Consider the following 20,367-nt stretch of genomic DNA (forward strand, 5'->3'; position numbering starts at 1 on the left):
TGTCAGTTCAGTTCGATATTGTCGATCAGGCGGGTCTTGCCGAAGAAAGCCGCAACGAGAATCACGACCTTGACATCCGGTTGAAGTACCGCAGAGAACTTCTGCAGGGTCTTCTGGTCCACCACCTCGACATACTGCACCTGGCCGCGATTCGCGAGAATCGACTTGATGACGACATCGCGCAACAGGGCGACACGGCGTTCGCCCTTCTCGAACAGCTCCTTGGCCTGGTGAAGTCCGTTGTTGATGCTCAGCGCCTGCGAATGTTCCAGTTCGGAGAGGTATTCGTTACGGCTAGAAAGAGCCAAGCCGGATTCTTCGCGCACAATCTTCACGCGGTGGATCTTGATGTTGAAATTCAAGTCGCGCACCATGCGTTCGATAAGGAAAACCTGCTGGTAATCCTTCTCGCCAAAGTAGGCGTGGTTCGCACCGGTGATAAGGAAAAGCTTAGAAACGACAGTGAGTACGCCGCGGAAATGTCCCGGGCGGTAGGCTCCGCAATAAAGGCTTTCGAGGGATTCGTCGCGAACCAGGGTCAGCGGGTCTCCTTCGGGGTACATCTCGGCAACGCTCGGCGCAAAGACAAAATCGGCGCCAATGGATTCTGCAAGTTTGGCATCGGCCTCCAGGCGCTTGGGATACTTGTCCAGATCCTCGTTCTTGCCGAACTGGATGGGATTCAAGAAAACGCTCACGACCGTCACGTCACAGTCCTTTACCGATTCCTTGATCAAGGCGGCGTGGCCATTATGGAGGGCGCCCATCGTCGGAACGAGACCGATGGACTTATCCTGCATTACATACGGTTTCAACGCTGCACGAAGGGCATCAATTGAATGGATTACTTGCATTACTTTAACCTTTTTATCTTACTTCGGGAACAAAATATGTCGTCTGTCTGGGACATTCGGCAATAGCGTTCAGAACCATCTGCAAATGGCTCTCGTTATGGACAAAATCGATATTGTCCGTATTGATAATCAGCACCGGGGCTTCCTTGTAGTGCCAGAAATGGTGGTCGTAGCGTTCCTGCAATTCCCTGAGGTAGCTACCCTCGATAGACTTTTCCATGGCACGGCCGCGCATCTTTACGCGGTTCAGCAACGTGGGGATGCTGGCCTGCAGATAAACCACAAGGTCCGGCTTGGGCATATCGCGGCTCAAGGCCCTGGACACAGCTTCGTACATGGCGTACTCGCTGTCGTTGGTGAGGTTCTGCGAGGCAAATATCTGGTCTTTATCGTAAGTGTAGTCGCTTACGATCAAATCGTGGAACAGGTCGTTCTGGAGGGCGGAATTCTGCAATTGCTTGTGGCGGTCGAGCAAGAAGAACAGCTGCGTCTGGAAAGCGTAGGCTTCCCTATTTTCGTAGAACTTCGGGAGGAACGGATTTTCTTCGTAATTTTCCTCGATACAAAGAGCGTTCCAGCGCTCGGCGATCAGGCGGGCCAAGGTAGTCTTCCCCACCCCGATGACGCCTTCTATGGCCAAAAAACGGACACCTTTTTCGGTAAGCATTACGGTTCCTCCCCTGTAATGGTGCGGAACGGGATTTTTTCTTCCCGCGAGAGTAAATCGGAAAGCAATTCCTTGACAGAACAGCCGTTCAAGGGGTCTTGCCAATCAGGAGCAATATCGTTCAACGGAACAAGCACGAACTGCCTGTTCGGAATTTCTATGTGAGGGATGGTCGGTCGGCCAGCCATGGTCTTGTTGCCGAAATACAGCAGGTCGAGGTCGATTTCCCTGGAATTCCAGTGGCCGCGCGGCTTACGGCCCAGGAGCAATTCCGAGCCCTTCAGGTAATAAAGCAGGTCTTTGGGCGTGCCGGAATACCAGAAACTCACGACCTGGTTAAAATACGGTCCCTGGCCGCTCGGTCCTACGGGCGGGGTCTCGTATATGGGGCTTTCGAGCCAGCCACCGCTTGCAACGCGGCGCAACATATCGCGGCCTTCCCCCAAGCGCCTGGAGCGCGGGGCCAGGTTGCTGCCCAAAGCGACAAATACTCGTTCCAAAGATTCCACGATATTAATATAGATATTCACAAAAACAAAAAAATGTCATTTTCGCCCAAAAGCTGAACCAAAATGTTCCAAAAAAATTTTTTTTGAGAAAAACATGGAAATACACCCCATTTTTATGACAAAAAACACTTTTTTAACTATCTTGTGAAAGTCTCCCTAGAGAAGGGACCAATATTTCCCATTACATATTTCACAGTGTGCATTTAATGCCCTGTTCCCCCCCAAAAAAAGACTACAACTCTTTTTAAAGTTTTTCAAAGAAAATCATACAACATAATAAAGGATATTTACAGTGCCTAGAACAAAAAAGATTTCCGATACAGAAAACGAACTGCCCATTGACGCAGCCCCGGCCGACGACGCCGTCAAGAAAAAGCGCGGACGCCCTGCCAAGAAAAAGGCCGATTCCGAGGCTCCTGCAGAAGAAGTAAAGAATCACAAGGAAGAAAAGGAAATCAAGGAAGTTAAAGTCGCAGCGGAAGCTCCGGCACAAGAAGCCCCGGCAAAAGCCGCTCCCCAGCCGCAAGGCGATGTAGCCCAACCGCAAGCCGAAGGACAGCAGCAGTCCGCCCCCGCAGAAGCAGGCGCACAGAACAACGGCCAGCAGGGCGACCAGAACAACCGCCAGTTCCGCAACAACAACCAGAACAATCAGAATAACCAGAACGGACAGAACAACCGTTTCAACAATAACAACAACAATAAATTCAACAAGTTCAACAAGTTCAAGAATCGCCACAACCGTAACCTCCCGCAAGACGATTTCCTCGACGAAACCATCCAGTTGCCGCCCCCTGACCCCGAAAAGGTCGCCGCGGCAAAGGCCAAGTGGAAGGAACTGCGCGGGCTCCCGATGTTCGAATTACAGCGCCAGGCCGAAGAACTGGGCATTGTCGACTTCAAGAAGATGCGCAAGCAGGCGCTCGTCTACAGCATCCTGAGCGCCATCACCGGCGAAGACTGCCCCATCTATACCGAAGGCGTCCTCGAGATTATCCCGGACGGCGGCCACGGATTCCTGAGGAACCCCGAGCACAACTACCTCGCCGGTCCCGACGATATCTATATAAGCAAGAACATCATCCGCCGTTACGACCTCAAGATGGGCGACACCATCACCGGTCAGGTGCGCCAGCCCCGCGAAGGCGAAAAGTACTTTGCGCTGCTCCGTATCGATACGGTCAACTTTGAACCGCCCGAAAAGACGAAGCGCCGCGTGTCGTTCGAATACCTGACCCCGATCCACCCGATCGAACGCCTGAACCTGGAATTCGACACCCAGGAATACAGCACGCGTCTGATGAACCTCTTCACCCCCATCGGCAAGGGCCAGCGCAGTATCGTGCTCGCTCCGCCGCGTACCGGTAAGACGGTCCTTTTGCAGAACGTCACGAAGGCCATCACGGCGAACCACCCCGAAGTGAAGCTCATCGTGCTCCTGATTGACGAACGCCCCGAAGAAGTGACCGAAATGCGCAAGCTCATCGACCGCCTCAAAGAAGAAGGCACCGCTCGCGGCAACAATATCCAGGCCGAAGTGCTCGCCTCTACCTTCGACGAAGAACCGGGACGCCATATCAAGGTGGCAAGCCTCGTGCTCGAGAAGGCGAAGCGCCTCGTGGAACACGGCAACGACGTCGTCATCCTGCTCGACTCCATCACCCGTTTTGCACGCGCGAACAACATCGCCATCCCGCATTCCGGCAAGATTCTGAGCGGTGGCGTAGACGCGAACGCCATGCAGCTCCCCAAGAAGTTCTTCGGTGCAGCCCGCAAGATCGAAAACGGCGGTAGCCTCACCATCATCGGCACGGCCCTCATCGAGACGGGCAGCCGCATGGACGAAGTGATTTTCGAAGAATTCAAGGGAACGGGCAACATGGAACTTGTGCTTGACCGCCGTATCGCCGAAAAGCGCATCTGGCCGGCTATTGACATCTTCAAGTCCGGTACCCGCAAGGAAGAACTCCTGCTTACCGAAGAAGAAATGCGCCGCGTCTGGGTGCTGCGCCGTTACCTGCAGGATATGACCACCGTCGAAATCATGGAATTCATGCGCGACAAGCTCAAGCTCTACAAGACGAACACGGATTTCTTGAGTTCGATGAACGGATGATCATTAATTGATGATTGATAATTGATGATTGATAATTGATTTTTCTTAAAGGATTAGTCTTATGAACCAAAAAATTTTCTTCGCCGGTATCGGCAACATGGGCGGAGCCATCCTCCGCGGGCTTTTGAACGCCAAAGTCGACCCCAAGTCCATCTTCTTCTTCGACCCGAACGACAATGCCGCCAAGGCCATTACCGACCTGGGCTGCGTCCGCGTCAAGAATTTCGCCGAAGGCGTCAAGAAGGCGGACATCTCGTTCCTCTGCGTGAAGCCCCAAATTTTCAAGATTGTCGGCGCCGAATGGAAAAACGCCGTCAAGACCATCAAGACGACCAAGACGTTCATCAGCATCATGGCCGGCGTGGCCCGCAAGAACCTCGTCGACGTACTCGGCGCCAAGAACCAGGTGCTCCGCGTGATGCCGAACTTGCCGCTGACCGTAGGCAAGGGCACCGTGGCGCTCGCCACGGACGGCGTCAATGAGGCTACCCTCAAGGCCGCCGAAGAAATTTTCGGGAACATCGGTGTCACCTGCCGCGTCGCTGAGAGCCTCATGGACGCCGTCACCGGACTTTCCGGTAGTGCCCCCGCCTACGTCTTCGAGTTCATCGAAGGACTTACCCGCGGTGGCGTCAAGGCCGGCCTCACCCGCGATGTCGCGCTCAAGCTCGCCCTCGGCACTATCGAAGGCAGCGTCGAACTCGTGAAGCAGTCGGGCAAGAGCCCGAGCGACCTCTGCGCGATGGTCTGCTCCCCCGCTGGCACGACAATCGCCGGCGTGAACGCGCTTGAAGAAGGCGCTTTCCGCTCGAGCCTCATCAAGGCCGTAGTCGCCGGCACCGAACGCAGCAAAGAGTTAGGTAAATAACATCCAAGGCCGTCATTCTGAGCCTGCAAAGGCGATATAGAATTGTCAGCAACTTGTTGCTTTACAATTCTTAGGTTCGTAGGAGCAGAATCCAGTCAAAAAATCCCCTGGATCCTTCGACTCCATGCCTTCGGCATTGCGCTCAGGATGACACAACCAATATGTCCTCGATCGACCTTTTCTCGCAAGACACGGACACGTCCTCGTTTATCCTGGACGTCCTTTCTTCCGTGAACTACGCGGTCGAGATGCATTCCTCCCCCTCCATAAGCGCACCGCTTTCGCCCATTGTCATCTGGGACCTGGATTCCTTTACCGCCGAAAACACCGCTGCATTGACAAACATCCGCATGCAGCATCCGGACACGATGGTGCTCGTCTACGCCGAAGATCCCGAACGCTATGCGAAAATCCCGAACAACCTGTTCGACATCATCCTTTCGACAGAAGCGGTCAAGTTACATTTAATGAGCAAGCTCGCGAAGCTCAAGGAAATCAACAGCGCCAAGACGATATTCCGCGAAAGGATGAGCCACCTTGTCGGCAAAAGCGAAGCCATGCAGCGGCTCCGCAAGACGGTCGAACGCGCCATATTGCATACGGGTCCCGTGCTCATCCAGGGCGAATCCGGAGTCGGCAAGGACCTGATTGCCCGCGCCATCGCCTGCGTGTACGACAAATTCGTAACCGTGAACTGCAGCGCCATCCCGGACACGCTTTTCGAAAGCGAGCTGTTCGGCCACACGCGCGGGGCCTTTACCGGAGCGCAAAACGAAAGGATTGGGCTTTTTGAAGACGCAAACGGCGGTGCCATATTCCTCGACGAAATCGGCGATATGCCCCTGCAGGCGCAAGTAAAGCTGTTGCGCGTCATCCAGAATCACGAAATCCGCCCCATCGGAGCGAACAGGACGCGCCATGTGGACGTGAGAATCATCGCCGCCACGAACCGTGACCTCAAGGAAGAAATCCGCGAAAAGCGTTTCCGCGAAGACCTCTACTACCGCCTGAACGTGATTCCCATGCAGCTTTCGCCGCTCCGCGAACGCAAAGAAGACATCGAAGATCTCGCGAATTACTTTATACACCAGTACGCCCCCGCCGGCGAGCCCTACAGGCTTTCACCGGAAGCCCTGCAGAAGTTGCAGGACCACAGCTGGCCGGGCAACATCCGCGAACTGGAAAACACCATCCAGCGCACGCTCTGCTTTACCGACCCCGGCATCATCAAAGCCGAGGACCTGCAAATCGACGACGCCCCCGTAGCCGAAAAAAAACGCCCTGTGGCAAACAGCTACGACGAATTCCGCGAAATGCAGTTCGAAGAAGAGCGCGAATTCCTGAAAGAGACCATCCGTAAATGCGACGGTTCCGTGAGTCTCGCCGCCGAAAAGCTCGGCATGATTCGCACGGCCCTATACAACCGACTCGGAAGGCTCGGTATAAACGTCAAGGAGATTAAAGGGAGCCACTAGGCTTCCGCCCAATCGAACAGGCCTTCGGCGCGGGCATTCTTTGCCGGCGCGATACGGGCCCGTCCCTTGTTCACGACCATGATGCGGTCGCAATAGCTTTCGGCATATTCTATGGAATGCGTTGACACGACTATTCCCATGTTGCGGTTCTCGACGAGGTTGCGCAACATGCGGAACAGCGCTCGGCTGCGGGGAATGTCCAAGAAGGCATTCGGTTCGTCGAGCAATAGCACGTCTACCTGCTGCGCCACGGCTTCGGCCAGGTACACACGGCTGCGTTCGCCATCGCTGAGCTCGGCCAGCGGGCGCTTCGCGAAACTTTCCACATCCAGGAGTTCCATCGACTTCTGGACAATGGCATCGTCTTCGACAGAACGGCTGTCCAGCATGCCCGAGTACGGCGAACGGCCCAGGCTGACAAATTCCTGCACTGTCATGCGGGCAGGAGATTCCACAGACATGCGCACCAGCGCAATGTGGTGCGCCCGTTCGCGCAAGTTCCAGTTCTCGAGAGATTCTCCGCAAACGCGTACGTTTCCGCCCAATGGAGGGACTATCCCGCAGAACGTCTTGAGCAAGGTACTCTTGCCACTGCCGTTCTCGCCCATCAGCGCGACGACTTCGCCGCAGCTCAGCGAAAAAGAAACTTCGTCGACAAGGGCTGGGCCATAGCCAACGCAAAGGTTTTCACATTCCAGGAGGAGTTTTTCGGACATCGCTACACCCTCTCCTTGGAACCGCGCAGCATTACATACAAAATAATCGGAACACCGACTACGCTCAATACCGCATTGAGCGGAACGCTTACCGGGAAGAGTCCGGCCACGAGCGCCAGGAGCGCCCCGCAGCAAGCCGAGCCGGGAATCAGAACGCGATGGTTGGTCGTCTTGAACAGCATGTAAGCGAGATGCGGCACGGCAATTCCGATAAACGCCACGGGTCCGCAGAAGGCCGTCGCAGCACCAGCCAGGATGCTCGAACCAAGCAGTACGCATTTCCGCGCAACAGAAACATTCACGCCAAGACCGCGCGCAAAGTCATCGCCCATGCGGGCGGCGTTCAGGTAACGGATGGAGCCCGCCACCAGCGCAAGGCCCACCGCGACAGCGCCCGCGAAAAGATAGACGGAATCGATAGTCAGGCGACCGAAACTGCCCATGCCCCAGGCCACATACACCTGCAAGTTCTCGGCTTCGGAACCCGCCATGATCACGCTCACCAGGGCGTCGATGAAATAGCCGAACAGCAGTCCCGCCACCAGCAGCACGGAGCTACGCGTAAAGCAAGATGCGATTGCCATTATCACGAGCGTCACGGCGAACGCGCCGACCGAGGCCGCACCGAGTACGCCGAAATGACCAAAGCCCATTCCCGCCAAGAGAGCAATCGCCACGCCGAGACTCGCGCCGCTGCTGATACCCAGAACGAACGGGCCGCACAGCGGGTTGCGGAAGACCGTCTGCAGCGACAGGCCCGATACGGCAAGGGCGCTTCCCGCCAATACGGCGGCCACTACACGCGGCACCCTCAGGTTCCAGAATATCCGATGAGAGACATCCTCGCCCCCAGGTTCGGCCAACGCATTCAGCAAATCTGCCAAGCCGAAACTCACCTTGCCGGTAACCAAGGTCAAAAGACAACACACGACAATCGCCGTAAACAAGACGGCAAAACAAATTGAGATACGGTGATTGCGTAGGAACGGACTACCTTGCCCGGTAACTTTGGACATACCGGCCCCTCGGTGTCCTATTTCTTTTTATTGGCCTTGGACTGCTCGTATTCCTTGGTCATTTCTTCGGAAGACTTCTTGTCGCGAATGTAAAGTTCCGGAGGAATGTTGTCGAAGCCCTGGAGCGCATTGAGCCAGTTATCGTTCAAGTCGCGGAATTCGAGCTTCTTCAGGTTGTGCTTGAGCGTATCGCCCTTGATATGGAAGCGGATGTAGTCCCAGCGAATGACTTCGCGGTCCAGGAACACTTCACGGGTAACGAGGGACGAATCATTGTCAAAACGGTAGCGGGCCTTGTAGGTGTACTCGCCGGTCATCTGGTAGCGGCCGGAATCGGAGTAGGTACGGGTCACACCGTAGAGGGTGTCGTTCATGCCGAAGCGGAGTTCCGCGTCGCGGAATGCATGGCCGTGGGCGACAATCGGAGTACGCCATACGCCGAAGGTTTCAGCCTTCATGGACTTCTGGAAAACCGTGTCGACCTTCCAGTGGTCGAAGTTGCTCTTGTCGTACCTGGCACGCTGGACATACTTGCCTTCGCGGATCAGGCGACGGATGCTGTCGGCCTTGGCCTTGGCGAGACTGTCGGCATTGACCTTGACCACAGGAGCCGCCTTCTTGCGGTCCATGGAGTCAAGCTTGGCCTGGATCATTTCGTCGAGGGTAGTCGTTGCACCGCGTGGAGCCACGACATCGGTATTAGCAACAGCGGGCTGTGCCGGAGCAGCGGGAGCCGAAGCGGCGGGAGCGGACTGAGCGAAAGATACCCCTGCAAAAGCGAGGGTTAAAATAGAAGCAAAAAAACACTTAGAATAAGACAAAATCATCACTGATAAATTTAGTTTAAAGGTTTTTCCCAATGGTAAAAAAAACAATAAAAAGCCCCCTTTAAAGGGGTAAAATGGCCAATAAGCTATATTTGGACCATGATCGATTATTCTCAAGTCAAATCTCCCTGCTATGTGCTCGACGAAAAGCGGCTCCGCAGGAATATGGAAATTCTCTCCGACATCCAGCAGAAGACCGGCGTCAAGATTATCTGCGCCCTCAAGGGCTACAGTTTCTGGCGCAGTTTTCCCATTATAGCCGAATACCTCCCCGGAGCGACGGCATCGAGCCTCAACGAGGCCAGGCTCGCCAAGGAGGAGATGGGCAAGGAAGTGCACGTATTCGCACCGGCCTACGAAGACGGGGAAATCGACCAGATACTTTCTCTCGCCGACCACATCACGTTCAACAGCTTCAGCCAGTGGACGCGCTTCAGGGACAAGGCTCTCCAGGCCGGCGTAAGCTGCGGCATCCGCGTGAACCCGCAGTACTCGACCGTCGAAACCGACCTGTACAACCCGTGCGGCAAGTTCAGCAGGCTCGGAGTCACCGAAACGGAGTTCAAACCGGAACTGCTAGACGGCATTGACGGACTGCATTTCCACGCCCTTTGCGAACAGGACGCCGACGCCCTGGAAGGCGTGCTCGCCGCTTTCGAAAAACATTTCGGAAGGTTCCTGCCGCAAATGAAATGGGTGAACTTCGGCGGTGGCCACCACATTACCCGCAAGGACTACCACCGCGACCAGCTCGTCGACCTGCTCAACGATTTCAAGAAGCGCCATCCTCACCTGCAGGTTATCATGGAACCGGGCGAAGCCATAGGCTGGCAGACAGGCGAGCTCGTGGCGAACGTCGCAGACATCGTGCACAACGAGATGGACATCGCCATACTGAACGTGAGCGTGAGCGCCCACATGCCCGACTGCCTGGAAATGCCGTACCGCCCGAACGTGACCGGAGCAGACCTTCCCGGCGTCAAGAAGTTCACATACAAACTAACAGGTAACACCTGCCTCGCTGGCGACCAGCTCGGCGATTTTTCGTTCGACAAGCCGTTGCAAGTCGGCGACACGATTATCTTCGAGGACATGATCCACTACACCATGGTGAAGACGACATTCTTCAACGGGGTGCGCCACCCGAACATCGGCATGTTCGACATGGACGGCAAGTTCCACCTGCTGCACGAATTTACGTATGAGCAGTTTAAGGACAAACTTTAATAATTGATGATGGATAATTGATGATGGATAATGATGTTGCGGGTTGCGAGATGTTTGTTGCGGGAAGGATGTAATGATTTTTAACAGCGAAGAAGAGACATACCGCTGGGCTGTGGAATTCGGCAAGACGCTCAAGCCCGGCGACATGGTCGCCCTGTACGGGAACCTCGGTGCGGGCAAGACCGTCATGAGCCGCGGCATCTGTGCCGGACTCGGCTTCACGGGCACCGTCTGCTCGCCCACCTACACGATATTGCACGAATACCCGAACACTCCGCCCATTTTCCACTTCGACCTCTACCGCCTCGAAGGCGGCGCCGACATCAACGAAATCGGCATGGATCCCGACTACCTCTCAAGCGGCATAAGCCTCATCGAATGGCCGGAACGCCTGGACGACACGTCATTCATCACCAAGACCATCAAAATAAAAATCCTCTCCGAGACGGAGAGGGAAATTACTCTGGAATAATTTTCGCGAATCACTTCTGCGGTTTCGACACCACAGGGCGGATCCTCTTGCCGCAGAGCGTCACCACGATGCCCGCCTGAGCGAACATGTAGTAGGCCGTATCGCGGCTGTTGTTGAGCGTGGACTTCGGATCGTAATCGTCCTTGGTCACGAAGACTTCGGCAACGCCGGAGAGGCTCACATCCAGCGCGCAGCGTTCGCACGGGAACCCGATCACGTACAGCTTGGAGCCGGGAGGCACCTTGCCGCGGGCATAGTGCAGCGCGTTGATTTCGGCATGCACCATGAAGGGGTACTTGTTCGCCTCGAATTCATGATGGCTCAGCAGGTCGCCCGTATCGGCATCGAGCAGGTCGTAGGCGAGCAACTGCTTTTCGCGGGTGTACGGGACGGTTTCGTCGTCGAAACCCGCCGGGGCACCGTTGTAACCGGTACTGATAACGCGGCCCTCGGCGCTTACGAGCACGGCGCCCATCTGTGTATTCTGGTCCTTGCTGAGGCGCGCCTGGGCGCACATCATCTGGGTATAGACTTCGTCACGAAGCTTGCTGCGGGATTCTGATTTGTTCATGCCTTAAAATATAGTATTGAACAAAAAAAATTGCCACGGGACCCGCGGCAACTTTGTAGGAGATATGAAAAAAGACTATTCTACCGACTTGCCCTTCTCGACGGCGTCGGCGAGGGTCATGCCCGTAAATTCCTGGGCGCTGAACCAGCGGCCGCTCTTCTTGTCGTCGAGCATCACGGAAACCATCGAGCCCGGAATCACGCTTTCGGGGGCGTTGGGGGCGTTGGGGCCACCAAGGTCGGTGCGCAACCAACCCGGGTCCATCACGTTCATCATCACGTCGGTACCGTTCAGCTTGCAGGCGAAATCCTTCACGAACTTGGTGAGGGCGGCCTTCGCGCAGGCGTAACCCATCAGCTCGGGTTCATTGGCGATGCCGCTCGTGGTGAGCTGCATGCGGCCAAAGCCGCGCTTGATCATGCCCGGCAAGAAGTGGTAGGCAATCTTGATCGGGGCGAAGAAGTTCACGGCCATCGCGTGGTGGAAATCATCCATCGTGTTGGTGAGGTAGTCGGTGAAGTAGTGGCTCATGAGGCCCGCATTGTTGAACACGAGGTCCACCTGCACGCCCCAGCTGTCGATTTCGGCAAGGGCGGCATCGATTTCGGCTTCACTTTCGAGGTTGCAGCCCACGGCTCGCACCTCGACACCATACTTCCTGATTTCTTCCATCACCGGTTCCGCATGGGACTTGTCACGTCCCTGCAGAATGATGTTCGCGCCGAGTTTTGCCATCTCGATGGCGGTGAGACGGCCTACACCGCGGCAGCCGCCGGTAACCAAGCACCATTTACCCTTAACGTCGATCATATTGTATCCTTTGCGCACTTGCGCCGTTTTGGAATAAAATAGACTCTTGCGCGAAAGGCCGGAGTATTTATGGCAGAAAAAGCGTTTACAGGCGTAAATGCAGGAACGCAAAAAGCCCCTGCCGGGGTGACAGGGGCTCTTTTTGCAAACGATCGACCCGAGGTCCTCACGTTTACATGAATAAATGTAGCAGATTTTTTCGCCAAGTGTATGTAAAATATTGATTTACAAAGGTAAGCCGTTCCCGCAACGTTCGCTCTTCCCTCCCACAACGCAGTATAAAATTTGACACTACCAGAAGCTATATTTTCAGCTGAAATGATACTGCTCGTCGCCGAAAAACCGTCTGTCGCCAACCAACATTACCGCCCCATGCTGGAGCGGCTCGAAGGCGAGAAGTTCACGCAGGGCGACGGCTGCCTTATCGGCAAGAACCACTGCATCACCTGGTGCGTGGGCCACCTGATTACGCTCGCGCCGCTCGACGCCTACCCCGGTTACGAAGGCGGCTGGCGACTTTCGAACCTGCCGCTCTTGCCCGAAAAGTTCCGCCTCATGGAAATCGAGAGCACCAAGAAGCAGCTGAACGTGGTGCGCCAGATGATGGAAAAGGCCGACGTACTCGTGAACGGCGCGGATGCCGGCCGCGAAGGTAACCTGATTTTCGACCTGGTGCTCGACTACACGCCCGCCTTCAAGCAGAAGCAGATCAAGCGCCTGTGGGTGAACAGCTACGTGGCCAAGGATTTGGACAAGGCGTGGAAGAACCTGGAAGACGCCACGCAGCGCGTGAACCTGAGCTATGCCGCAAGGCTGCGCCAGCGTGCCGACTGGATGGTGGGCCTCAATGCGACACGCGCCTACACGCTCACGGCAGGCCGCGGGAAGATGATTTCGGTAGGGCGCGTGCAGACACCGACCTTGAACCTGGTCGTGGAGCGCGACGCCCTGGTGGAGCAGTTCAAGGAACTGTACTACTACAGCGTCGTCGGGACTTGGAAAGGATATCAAGCACAATACGTATTAGACGATAGACGAAAGGCGAAAGACGAAAGAGATGCTTCTGCAAAGGAATCTGACAAGAAGAGCGAAGGACTGAAAGTCGCGGTTTTCGAGAAAGAGGCGGAAGCGAATGCCGTCGTGGAGCGCTGCAAGCCGCCCGCACCGGCGACCATCGCAAAAATCGACACGCAGCAGAAAAAGCAGTTCCCGCAGAAGCCCTTCGACCTCACGGAACTGCAGAAAGAAGGCAACAAGCGTTTCAAGTTCAGCGCCCAGCAGGTTTTGGACTGCGCACAGAACCTCTACGAAAAGAAGCTCCTCACCTACCCGCGTACCGACTCGCAGTACCTGCCCGACACCATGAAGCAGGAGGCATACTCACTCGCCCAGAAGCTCGCAAGCCCCGAACAGAAGGGCGTAATGCGCAACGAAAGCGAGAATTTCGTGTTCATCAACTCGAGCAAGGTCACCGACCACTTCGCCATCATCCCGACCGGAGAAACCCCGAACGGGCTGCCTGAAATGGAGCAGAAGATTTACGACTTGGCGAAGGAACGCTTTGTGCAGGCATGGCTCAAGCCGTACGTATGGAGCGAGATGGAGGTGGTTTTAGAGACGAAAGACGATAGACGAAAGACGAAAGAAGGCGTCATCCTGAGCGAAGCGTCAGCGGAGTCGAAGGATCCAGACCCGAAATCAAAAAATCCAGACCTGTTCCGGCTGAAGCTGAAGCGGAACGAAGATTTAGGATTCCGCGCGCTGGTAAAAGAGACGAAAGACGATAGACGAAAGACGAAAGGAAAGAAGGGCAATACCGGCGAGATGGCGGATCAAGCCCGCCATGACGAAGCCGCATCTTCTGATTCCAAGGGCGACGGCGACGAAATCACGAACCTGGTCGAAGCCTTCCCGGAATGGAACGCGGGCGACACCTCCCCTTTCGACAGCGTAGAACTGCAGAAGAAAAAGAAGAGCAAGCCCAAGTACTACACCGAAGCGACGCTCCTTGCCGCGATGAAGACGGCGGGCAAGCAAATCGAGAACGAGGAACTCGCCGAAGCCATGAAGGACCGCGGCCTAGGTACTCCGGCCACGCAGGCGGGCATCATCGAGACGCTCAAGAAGCGTGGCTTTATCGAAGCACAGAAGAATTATCTGGTCAGTACCGCCCGCGGGCGCGAAGTCATCGCGCTCATGGACGAGAAGGTGAAATCGCCCGAGATGACGGGCGAATGGGAGTACAAGCTCTCGCAGGTCGAGAAGGGCTCCCTTTCGCCGGTCGAATTCCGCGACGGCATCGTCAACTACGTGAAGGAACTCTTCGAGCACCTGCGGGAGAAATACGGCAGCCAGTTCGAACGCGAGACCGTGACCGAAGCTATTGCGTGCCCCAAGTGCGGCCAGCCGCTCGAAATCGCCCCGTGGGGATACGTGTGCAAGAACGCCGAATGCGGTTTCAAGACGGGCCATACGATTGCGGGCCGCATGCTGAGCCACAGCGAAATGAAGCAGCTCCTCGAAACGAGAGCAACACCCGTACTGGATGGGTTCATAAGCAAGAAGGGCACAAACTTCAGCGCAATCCTGAAGCTCGACGAAGAATTCAAGACCGTATTTGAGTTCCCCAAGCGGGCCTTCCCAAAGAGGGACCTTCCCTGCCCCTGCTGTGGCGACCAGCTCAGGTTCCGCAAGGGTACCGGCGAAAAGGGAGAAAACCTTTCCGCGTTCGTGTGCCCGCAATGCGGCTACGGCATACCGCAGGTGTTCTACCAGCGCAAATTCTCCGACGAAGAAGTGGAAGGCTTGCTCAAGAACAAGTTTACGCCCGTCCTCGAGCCGTTCAAGAAAAACGAGACCACCTTCCGTGCGGCCCTCGAAATAAAAGAAAACGGCAAGCTCGCATTCAACAAGCTCACCGTAGAAATCATTTCACAAAAGAAATAAAGCTAGTCGTCACTGACGCAACGGACGGAGTATGCCCAGTCCTTTTCACCTTCACCCATTTCCATAGAAACGGAAACGGGACCAGCGCCAATTTCTTGAATAGCCATACGATATCCATCAGTAGAGCTCCAAAACGCTGCCTGCGAGCCCATTTCACCAGAAGCTTCACTAGCAATCACTCCGGCAGGCAGTGCAGAAAAGCCTTCACAGTCAGTCGTTCCAGACAGATGCCATCCGTTAATAGTCATTAAATTTCTCGCAGCATTCTCCCCCCCTGCCTTATAAACTAATTGAGTAAATTCGTTTTGCGAGGGCAAATGCCAACCATCCGGGCAAACATTCTGGGCGACATCCCACGTATAGAGCCTGCCATAAACATTGCAGTTCTTGGGATTGTCATCATAGCAATAACTTATCGTATCGCCGCCCGGCGCATAGTTCAAGTTCTGCGCCATCCAGGTCTGTTCACCAATCTTGATGGTCCTGTAAAAATGACCATCTCGTTTGTCCCGAATCAATTCATACGTACTGCTTGGATTCAGGTAGCTCCATGTAGACAGATTTGCAACACCGCCTTCTTTCTTTTTCGTCAAGCGAATAATATTGAACTTTCCAGTACTCCCATCACTTCCCTGAATCTTGAAGGCAATATCCTTAACATACGTTGCAGCAACATCTCCCGAAATTTTCTCCGCTCCCCAACCAGCCTGAATAAATTTCGACCACTCAAAACATTTTTCGATAGCATTACTCTGTTTGAGCAAACTCACAAAGGGAACATCATATCCCATTTGGCGTTCCAATGCGGAATCTGGATGAATTACCAACGAAGCAGCAATGTCAGACGTATAGGTGATGCATATTCCGCCCCAATCAGTCAAATCGGCAGGAAGATTATCTGTCGATGTTTGAGATTTTCCAGCAATGCTGAACCCAACCTCGACCCACGGATCATAAACCAGATTTCCTTTATCCAAATTATAAGTCCCGCACATGCCCTTGCAATAGTCAATAATCCCGTCAAAAGCATCAGGTGAGTATCCATTACCCCGCTCAACGGGCCATTCAATAACTGATTTTCCACCATCAGCAGCATCATCAATCACCCACCAGTAACCGCCTTCGTCTTTGCCGGCATCAACGCCAGTCTCTACGCGGTACGATTCGTTCTTGCACCAAAGATCGGTACTTCCGCAAGTAACATCACCGCTGCCGGGCGTTGAATCATCCACTACAGTCAATTCCGAACAGGTTATCGTACCCGTCTGGTTTCCTGCTGTGAATTTTACCATAGCCTTTTTCTTTCCGGCAGAGGTATAGGTAACTACCCCCGACCTCAAATCGGCTTTCACAGTCCGCGTTTGCGGAGAAGCATCTTCTCCAAACGTCCATACCAAATTCCCCGAATTAAATAAAGCTGAGCTAACCTTCTCTCCTTTTGTTATCACCCAATTTGTTGTATTTCCAACACTTACCGACGGATTACCGGGCTTACATGTTCCCAACTTATCGGAAATATCAATCATCTCCGAGGAACTGGACTTCGCACTGCTACTCGATTTTGCGGAGCTGCTGGAGCCGTTGCTGCCACTCGAATTCACGGAACTGCTAGACTTGGCGCTATCGCTGGATTCCTCGCTGTCGCTGGACTCGGTGCTATCGCAGGATTCGGCGTCACCGCTGTGCCTCTGTTCATACAGTTCGGCATCGCCGTACTCTGCTTTATAATCTTGTTCATACTGCTGCACATAATCCGTACATGCAGCAAATAGCAACCCGATTGTGAACAAGCCCAGTTTTTTCATGTTAATCCTTTACGCAGCGGACAGCAAAACCCATTTTTTTGGGATTATTCGCCCCTATTGTAACTCCATCCGAAACTTTGGTGAAGAAAACATAATTCGCATGATCACTATCATCTTCTGTCGTCGTCCAGAACTGTGTACGGTTTCCTCTATTAATGAAGATCCTATCATCGTCTGAACCCACTTCCCTATAACCTGTCGGTAAAACGGAGAAACCGAAATCATCCGTACCATTACCGGAATCATTCCAGCCCGTTATTTTTTTAAGTTTAAGGGCAGCAGAAGAGCTTCCCCCAATTTTATCGAGCAACGTGTTCCACTCCGATTTACTTGGCAAATGCCAACCATCCGGACAAACTCCACGAACCCTGGATCCTATAGAACAAGTTTTTCCGAAGCCGCATCCCTTGCCATCATTAGAAAAGATTGCAGCGCTGTCCATTGCAGCCGACCACACATAAAGCCTACCATCCGTTGCACAGATATCAGCTTTGTTACTATAACAAAAACTTGATGTATCTGCATCCAAAGGTCCAGTCAACAAATGGTAATCATAGTTCAGGTTCTCGGCCATCCAGGTCTGGTCACCAATCACAGTCGTCTTATACACTCTGCCATCACGAAAGTCTTTCAAGGTGCCATTTTTTGCATCGTACGAGCTTCCTCTTACGCAGCGGATGCTGTATTTTGTTCCACCATCAATATAACCCTGGCCAAGTTCTGCACCATTATTCGTGTAATGAATCTTCACGTAATAATGGTACGCATCTTCATCGCCTCTTTGACCCCAAAAATAAGCCGCTTTCCCCGGGAAATCCCTAGAAGTGCCATCTTCATCCGCATAGCCCGCCGGAACGGCCGAAAAGCCAAATTTATCTGTCGTTTTGCGAACATAGGTCCCTCCACCGTTCCATCCATACAAGGATTTTAGATTCGATGCAGAGGAATCATCGGAATCATCGGTTTTGGCACCACCTGCCGAGGCAATCAAATCTTTAAACTCTACTTCATTCGGCAAATGCCAGCCATCCGGGCAAAGATCCCATCTGGGCGAATAAAGACGCCCAAACTTAGCACAGTTCTTCGGATCGTTACCAGAACATACGCCCTCAGAGCCGTCGTAGTTCAAGTTTTCGGCCATCCATTCGTAGTTGCCAATTCTTACATACTTATAGGGCTGTTTGTCACGGGAATCAATTATGGTATCATAAGTGATATCCGGATTCAAGAAATCCCATGCAAGTTCACTCTTGCACTCCGTACACTTGCCGATAGCAACAATCTTGAAATTTGCATCGTAGGATTCCGGCAGGAATCTGAATTTCACAGAATTGACTTTATCAAGATAACGTCCATCCTTTAATGTCGCCCCATACGTGTACGCCCCGAAATCGAGCCACGAGAAACAGGCTTTCCTCAAGGTATCTGTCGTCGGTTCCAACGGTATCGTATCCCGGATAGCTGTTACGTTGCTACGGCCTAATTGCAGCCACATTTTTTTATCCGAAGAATAAGTCACGCATAATCCGCCCCATTCTTTAAGATTAGCCGAGGGCGCAAATTCAAAAAATATGGCGGCAGTTCGGAATTGAGCCCCTCCCTCCACAATAGAATGTTTGACCGTTCCGCAAACACTGCCATTGCAATTGCTTATGCGCTTGTCCGCATTGTCTTCAGCAAATTGGAGATACGAGTCGTACTCGTAATTAGGATAATCATACTCCAAGCCTGTTTGGACACGATAAGAAGTGCCTCCCTTTATCTTGTTGCCACCATACCAAAGGAGATTTTTCTTGTCAATCAAGGGCGCATAGGGTTCTATGTTGAGCTTAGAGCTATCGATGGCGGCATAGAACTTACTCCGGCTCCATGTCGGTATATTCTTATCCTGAGTCGGGCCACATTTACCATAGCTTCCTATTTCATAAATATTGAAATACTGTGTCTTGCCATAGTTTCCATATTCTCCATCGAAATTAATCTCAATTTTGCGAAGCTTTTCCGCAATTGCAGGTCCAGAAATTGTACCCTTAGCCCACGTCGGCTGTTTGAATTGATCCCATTTCAGATGTACTGTCGCAAACACCGTATCCTTGTCTGCTGTCGGCGGCAACTTGACCATGGGCATTCCATTACCATACAGGGAATCCGCCAGTCCCATACTGAGATACAAGGTAGCGGTATCGTTGGTTGCATACGTAACGCAGACGCCACCCCACCTATCAGAGACATTAGCCTCGGTACCGTTGGCAATATCGAACGATATGCTGGCATAGGGAGCAACAGTATCGGCGCCATTAACGTATCCTGCACCAAAAGACACCAGGCCACATTGACCCAGACAAATTTCGTAGGGGTCCGGTTGCGGACGCAAAACAACCGTCTGGTCACCCGGATCCGTGTAAACGGCCCATGAATCAGAACCAAAGTCCGTCTCTACATAATTGCTCTTATCCGCACCGCGCCAGAGGAACCCTGTATCAGCGGAACTGCTGGACTTTGCACTGCTGCTGGTCGTAGTCGTACTGCCGTTAGACGTTACAGAACTGCTACTGGATGCATTGCCGGAGCCACCGCTACTGCCCGAGACATTAGTGGCAGAAGAACTGCTGGACTTCGTGCTATTACCGCCATTCGAATTCGCCGAGCTGCCGTTCGAGCCGCCTTCGCTGCTGCTAGAGTTTCCTTCGTTTCCAGCGGAATACTTTACACCCACGGCATAAACCATCAGGCCCTTCTTAGAGTCGGAACATCCGGAAAGCCCCACCTCGAAGGTGTTCGCCTTTTTCAAGAAATCCTCGTCCTTTTCGCCAGCCGTGTAATGGAGGTCGTCAAATTCCAATGATGTATAGACTTGTTCGCCCACGGACAGTTTGTCCCAGCGGTATTCGCTGACCGTATTTCCGGCATCGTCTACGTATTTCAGGCCGGCAAACGCATCGGCACATTCGTTCGTGTAGAGCAGGACCATTGCGGGGTAAATGGACTTGTCGAGTTCGTCGTTCTGCAACTTCACCTGCACGCCAGCACTGAATTCGCCGGACGCCATGGCCACTTCTAAACGAAGCCCCCCGTTACTGCGGAGCATGTGCAAAACGTTATCTTCGGTAAGGAGGTTTGTCGTATAGCTGTGCCCACCATTGTCCGTTCCGGAGAACACAAGACGCGCGTCGCCTTTGACAAACGATTCCCAGGACGCACCAGCAAAAGTGGCAGGCGCATACTTGCCATCGCTTGCAAAGCACCATTCCCAAATGACGTCGCCGTCCTGGCAATCCGGCTTCCAGTCCCACTTGGAGGCGTCGTTTAACCTGCTTTCGAACACATCGGCATTACCGTAGTCGGCCCTATACTCCGATTCGTATTCCTCGACGTAGTCGGTACAGGCAGGGAACAAGGATGCGGCAAACAGCGCGAGAACAGGCGCCTTAAGTGTCGCAAATCCCCCAAAAAACTTTTGTCTTTCGCCTATCATAATCCGCCTACCG

General features: G+C 53.6%; 16 protein-coding genes. 6 read left to right on the forward strand and 10 right to left on the reverse strand.

From position 1 onward, the window contains the following. Nucleotides 1-2: 2 nt before the first annotated feature. From panC to folK, 3 genes are read right to left on the reverse strand one after another with little or no spacing between them, the layout of a single operon-like run. Complete coding sequence (panC, locus tag B3M32_RS11575; RefSeq protein WP_290747069.1) at nt 3-854, reverse strand: pantoate--beta-alanine ligase; 852 nt, start codon at nt 852-854, stop codon at nt 3-5. A 13-nt stretch (nt 855-867) separates the two neighbouring features. Further along, a complete protein-coding gene (locus B3M32_RS11580; RefSeq protein WP_290747071.1) occupies nt 868-1,521 on the reverse strand; it encodes a deoxynucleoside kinase in 654 nt (217 codons plus the stop codon). Beyond that, on the reverse strand, nt 1,521-2,030 hold the full coding sequence (gene folK, locus B3M32_RS11585; protein WP_290747073.1) for a 2-amino-4-hydroxy-6-hydroxymethyldihydropteridine diphosphokinase: 510 nt from the start codon (nt 2,028-2,030) through the stop codon (nt 1,521-1,523). Before folK ends, B3M32_RS11580 begins: the two co-directional genes overlap by 1 nt. Before the next feature lie 292 nt (nt 2,031-2,322). On the opposite strand from folK, the gene rho reads away from it, so the two are divergent. The 3 genes from rho to B3M32_RS11600 all read left to right on the forward strand — a co-directional run bounded on the left by rho (nt 2,323) and on the right by B3M32_RS11600 (nt 6,489). Beyond that, complete coding sequence (gene rho, locus B3M32_RS11590) at nt 2,323-4,146, forward strand: transcription termination factor Rho (protein WP_349679873.1); 1,824 nt, start codon at nt 2,323-2,325, stop codon at nt 4,144-4,146. A gap of 61 nt (nt 4,147-4,207) precedes the next feature. Next, nucleotides 4,208-5,014 carry a pyrroline-5-carboxylate reductase gene (proC, locus tag B3M32_RS11595; RefSeq protein ID WP_290747076.1) on the forward strand — a complete coding sequence of 269 codons (807 nt, stop codon included), beginning with the start codon at nt 4,208-4,210 and terminating at the stop codon, nt 5,012-5,014. A 161-nt stretch (nt 5,015-5,175) separates the two neighbouring features. Continuing rightward, the gene (locus B3M32_RS11600) at nt 5,176-6,489 is read left to right on the forward strand and encodes a sigma-54 interaction domain-containing protein (RefSeq protein ID WP_290747078.1); all 1,314 of its coding nucleotides are present in this window, start codon (nt 5,176-5,178) and stop codon (nt 6,487-6,489) included. Here the strand turns inward: B3M32_RS11600 and B3M32_RS11605 are convergent. Genes B3M32_RS11605 through B3M32_RS11615 form a run of 3 tightly spaced genes read right to left on the reverse strand, consistent with a single transcriptional unit; the run spans nt 6,486 to nt 9,048 of the window. Beyond that, nucleotides 6,486-7,205: an ABC transporter ATP-binding protein gene (locus B3M32_RS11605; protein ID WP_290747080.1), complete on the reverse strand. Its 720-nt coding sequence runs from the start codon at nt 7,203-7,205 to the stop codon at nt 6,486-6,488. The genes B3M32_RS11600 and B3M32_RS11605 overlap by 4 nt on opposite strands. A gap of 2 nt (nt 7,206-7,207) precedes the next feature. Further along, nucleotides 7,208-8,221: a FecCD family ABC transporter permease gene (locus tag B3M32_RS11610; RefSeq protein WP_290747082.1), complete on the reverse strand. Its 1,014-nt coding sequence runs from the start codon at nt 8,219-8,221 to the stop codon at nt 7,208-7,210. Between the two features lie 17 nt (nt 8,222-8,238). Beyond that, nucleotides 8,239-9,048 carry a hypothetical protein gene (locus B3M32_RS11615; RefSeq protein WP_290747084.1) on the reverse strand — a complete coding sequence of 270 codons (810 nt, stop codon included), beginning with the start codon at nt 9,046-9,048 and terminating at the stop codon, nt 8,239-8,241. A 99-nt stretch (nt 9,049-9,147) separates the two neighbouring features. Between B3M32_RS11615 and nspC the strand changes: the two genes are divergently transcribed. Beyond that, the gene (gene nspC / locus B3M32_RS11620) at nt 9,148-10,275 is read left to right on the forward strand and encodes a carboxynorspermidine decarboxylase (protein ID WP_290747086.1); all 1,128 of its coding nucleotides are present in this window, start codon (nt 9,148-9,150) and stop codon (nt 10,273-10,275) included. Between the two features lie 73 nt (nt 10,276-10,348). Beyond that, complete coding sequence (gene tsaE / locus B3M32_RS11625; RefSeq protein ID WP_290747088.1) at nt 10,349-10,747, forward strand: tRNA (adenosine(37)-N6)-threonylcarbamoyltransferase complex ATPase subunit type 1 TsaE; 399 nt, start codon at nt 10,349-10,351, stop codon at nt 10,745-10,747. Nucleotides 10,748-10,757: 10 nt separating this feature from the next. Here the strand turns inward: tsaE and B3M32_RS11630 are convergent, their stop codons facing one another. After that, nucleotides 10,758-11,318 carry a deoxycytidylate deaminase gene (locus B3M32_RS11630; protein WP_290747089.1) on the reverse strand — a complete coding sequence of 187 codons (561 nt, stop codon included), beginning with the start codon at nt 11,316-11,318 and terminating at the stop codon, nt 10,758-10,760. A 75-nt stretch (nt 11,319-11,393) separates the two neighbouring features. Then, nucleotides 11,394-12,128 (reverse strand): SDR family NAD(P)-dependent oxidoreductase, encoded by a 735-nt coding sequence (locus tag B3M32_RS11635; RefSeq protein WP_290747090.1) that lies wholly within the window; start codon nt 12,126-12,128, stop codon nt 11,394-11,396. Nucleotides 12,129-12,446: 318 nt separating this feature from the next. Between B3M32_RS11635 and B3M32_RS11640 the strand changes: the two genes are divergently transcribed. Then, complete coding sequence (locus B3M32_RS11640) at nt 12,447-15,074, forward strand: type IA DNA topoisomerase (protein ID WP_290747091.1); 2,628 nt, start codon at nt 12,447-12,449, stop codon at nt 15,072-15,074. 2 nt (nt 15,075-15,076) lie between these two features. Here the strand turns inward: B3M32_RS11640 and B3M32_RS11645 are convergent, their stop codons facing one another. Both B3M32_RS11645 and B3M32_RS11650 read right to left on the reverse strand, forming a co-directional pair. Next, entirely contained in the window at nt 15,077-16,879 is a 1,803-nt protein-coding gene (locus B3M32_RS11645; RefSeq protein WP_290747092.1) for an FISUMP domain-containing protein, read from the reverse strand. A 1-nt stretch (nt 16,880) separates the two neighbouring features. Next, nucleotides 16,881-20,354, reverse strand: coding sequence for an FISUMP domain-containing protein (locus B3M32_RS11650; RefSeq protein ID WP_290747093.1), 3,474 nt, complete (start codon nt 20,352-20,354; stop codon nt 16,881-16,883). Nucleotides 20,355-20,367: the final 13 nt, after the last annotated feature.

This window comes from Fibrobacter sp. UBA4309 (assembly GCF_002395745.1).
GTDB lineage: Bacteria > Fibrobacterota > Fibrobacteria > Fibrobacterales > Fibrobacteraceae > Fibrobacter.

Excerpts from the sequence above, each read along its gene's own strand:
- panC (WP_290747069.1), bottom strand. The coding sequence starts at position 854 with ATGCAAGTAATCCATTCAATTGATGCCCTTCGTGCAGCGTTGAAACCG.
- B3M32_RS11580 (WP_290747071.1), bottom strand. The coding sequence starts at position 1,521 with ATGCTTACCGAAAAAGGTGTCCGTTTTTTGGCCATAGAAGGCGTCATC.
- proC (WP_290747076.1), top strand. The coding sequence starts at position 4,208 with ATGAACCAAAAAATTTTCTTCGCCGGTATCGGCAACATGGGCGGAGCC.
- B3M32_RS11600 (WP_290747078.1), top strand. The coding sequence starts at position 5,176 with ATGTCCTCGATCGACCTTTTCTCGCAAGACACGGACACGTCCTCGTTT.
- B3M32_RS11605 (WP_290747080.1), bottom strand. The coding sequence starts at position 7,205 with ATGTCCGAAAAACTCCTCCTGGAATGTGAAAACCTTTGCGTTGGCTAT.
- B3M32_RS11610 (WP_290747082.1), bottom strand. The coding sequence starts at position 8,221 with ATGTCCAAAGTTACCGGGCAAGGTAGTCCGTTCCTACGCAATCACCGT.
- B3M32_RS11615 (WP_290747084.1), bottom strand. The coding sequence starts at position 9,048 with ATGATTTTGTCTTATTCTAAGTGTTTTTTTGCTTCTATTTTAACCCTC.
- nspC (WP_290747086.1), top strand. The coding sequence starts at position 9,148 with ATGATCGATTATTCTCAAGTCAAATCTCCCTGCTATGTGCTCGACGAA.
- tsaE (WP_290747088.1), top strand. The coding sequence starts at position 10,349 with ATGATTTTTAACAGCGAAGAAGAGACATACCGCTGGGCTGTGGAATTC.
- B3M32_RS11630 (WP_290747089.1), bottom strand. The coding sequence starts at position 11,318 with ATGAACAAATCAGAATCCCGCAGCAAGCTTCGTGACGAAGTCTATACC.
- B3M32_RS11635 (WP_290747090.1), bottom strand. The coding sequence starts at position 12,128 with ATGATCGACGTTAAGGGTAAATGGTGCTTGGTTACCGGCGGCTGCCGC.
- B3M32_RS11640 (WP_290747091.1), top strand. The coding sequence starts at position 12,447 with ATGATACTGCTCGTCGCCGAAAAACCGTCTGTCGCCAACCAACATTAC.
- B3M32_RS11645 (WP_290747092.1), bottom strand. The coding sequence starts at position 16,879 with ATGAAAAAACTGGGCTTGTTCACAATCGGGTTGCTATTTGCTGCATGT.
- B3M32_RS11650 (WP_290747093.1), bottom strand. The coding sequence starts at position 20,354 with ATGATAGGCGAAAGACAAAAGTTTTTTGGGGGATTTGCGACACTTAAG.